Raw genomic sequence first — 2,078 nt, forward strand, 5'->3', positions numbered from 1 at the left:
GTCGGGCACGCTGTTGGGTCCTGAGGGCATGGAAGTGTTCTCGGTTGTGGACCGGACTCGATGAACTCCGTTCAAGGCGGGGGGAGTTGGGTGACGGGTCGTTGTTTGAGAACTGCATAGTGGACGCGAGCATCTGTGGCCAAGTTTTTAAGGGCGCACGGTGGATGCCTTGGCACCAGGAACCGATGAAGGACGTGGGAGGCCGCGATAGGCCCCGGGGAGCTGTCAACCGAGCTTTGATCCGGGGGTGTCCGAATGGGGAAACCCGGCAGTCGTCATGGGCTGTCACCCGCTGCTGAACACATAGGCAGTGTGGAGGGAACGCGGGGAAGTGAAACATCTCAGTACCCGCAGGAAGAGAAAACAACCGTGATTCCGGGAGTAGTGGCGAGCGAAACCGGATGAGGCCAAACCGTATGCGTGTGATACCCGGCAGGGGTTGCGCATGTGGGGTTGTGGGATCGTACTTCAGTCGTCTGCCGGCGGCTGGGCGAGTCAGAAACCGTTGATGTAGGCGAAGGACATGCGAAAGGTCCGGCGTAGAGGGTAAGACCCCCGTAGCTGAAACATCAGCGGCTTGCTTGTGCGACTCCCAAGTAGCACGGGGCCCGAGAAATCCCGTGTGAATCTGGCGGGACCACCCGCTAAGCCTAAATATTCCCTGGTGACCGATAGCGGATAGTACCGTGAGGGAATGGTGAAAAGTACCGCGGGAGCGGAGTGAAATAGTACCTGAAACCGTGTGCCTACAAGCCGTGGGAGCGTCGGGCATCAGCTTGCTGGTGTCTCGTGACTGCGTGCCTTTTGAAGAATGAGCCTGCGAGTTTGCGGTGTGTGGCGAGGTTAACCCGTGTGGGGTAGCCGTAGCGAAAGCGAGTCCGAATAGGGCGGTTCAGTCGCATGCCCAAGACCCGAAGCGGAGTGATCTAGCCATGGGCAGGTTGAAGCGTGGGTAAGACCGCGTGGAGGACCGAACCCACCAGGGTTGAAAACCTGGGGGATGACCTGTGGTTAGGGGTGAAAGGCCAATCAAACTCCGTGATAGCTGGTTCTCCCCGAAATGCATTTAGGTGCAGCGTCGTGTGTTTCTTGCCGGAGGTAGAGCACTGGATAGGCGATGGGCCCTACCGGGTTACTGACCTTAGCCAAACTCCGAATGCCGGTAAGTGAGAGCGCGGCAGTGAGACTGCGGGGGATAAGCTCCGTGGTCGAGAGGGAAACAGCCCAGAGCATCGACTAAGGCCCCTAAGCGTACGCTAAGTGGGAAAGGATGTGGAGTCGCAGAGACAACCAGGAGGTTGGCTTAGAAGCAGCCACCCTTGAAAGAGTGCGTAATAGCTCACTGGTCAAGTGATTCCGCGCCGACAATGTAGCGGGGCTCAAGCGTACCGCCGAAGTCGTGTCATTGCAGCAATACTCCCAACGGAGGCTGTGATGGGTAGGGGAGCGTCGTGTGCCGGGTGAAGCGGCCCTGGAAGGGAGTCGTGGACGGTTCACGAGTGAGAATGCAGGCATGAGTAGCGATACAAGAGTGGGAAACTCTTGCGCCGATTGACTAAGGGTTCCTGGGTCAAGCTGATCTGCCCAGGGTAAGTCGGGACCTAAGGCGAGGCCGACAGGCGTAGTCGATGGACAACCGGTTGATATTCCGGTACCCGCTTTGAAGCGCCAGCGCTGAACCCTCTGATGCTAAGCCCGTGAAGCCGCCGGCCTTCAGCTTTGCTGTGGGTCGGAGTGGTGGAGCCGGTGACCCGAGGTGGTAGTAGGTGAGCGATGGGGTGACGCAGGAAGGTAGTCCAGCCCGGGCGGTGGTTGTCCCGGGGTAAGGGTGTAGGCCGAGTGGTAGGCAAATCCGCCACTCTTTGAGGCTGAGACCTGATGCCGAGCCGATTGTGGTGAAGTGGATGATCCTATGCTGTCGAGAAAAGCCTCTAGCGAGTTTCATGGCGGCCCGTACCCTAAACCGACTCAGGTGGTCAGGTAGAGAATACCGAGGCGTTCGGGTGAACTGTGGTTAAGGAACTCGGCAAAATGCCCCCGTAACTTCGGGAGAAGGGGGGCCATTGCTGGTGAGGGGA

1 rRNA gene is annotated in these 2,078 nt (G+C 58.7%); it reads left to right on the forward strand.

The features are described 5' to 3' along the window. Positions 1-137: 137 nt before the first annotated feature. Positions 138-2,078 (forward strand): 23S ribosomal RNA (locus tag ACRWNP_RS37025); the annotation flags it as partial.

The sequence above is a fragment of the Actinacidiphila sp. bgisy160 genome (assembly GCF_965342435.1).
In the GTDB taxonomy this organism is placed as follows: domain Bacteria; phylum Actinomycetota; class Actinomycetes; order Streptomycetales; family Streptomycetaceae; genus Actinacidiphila.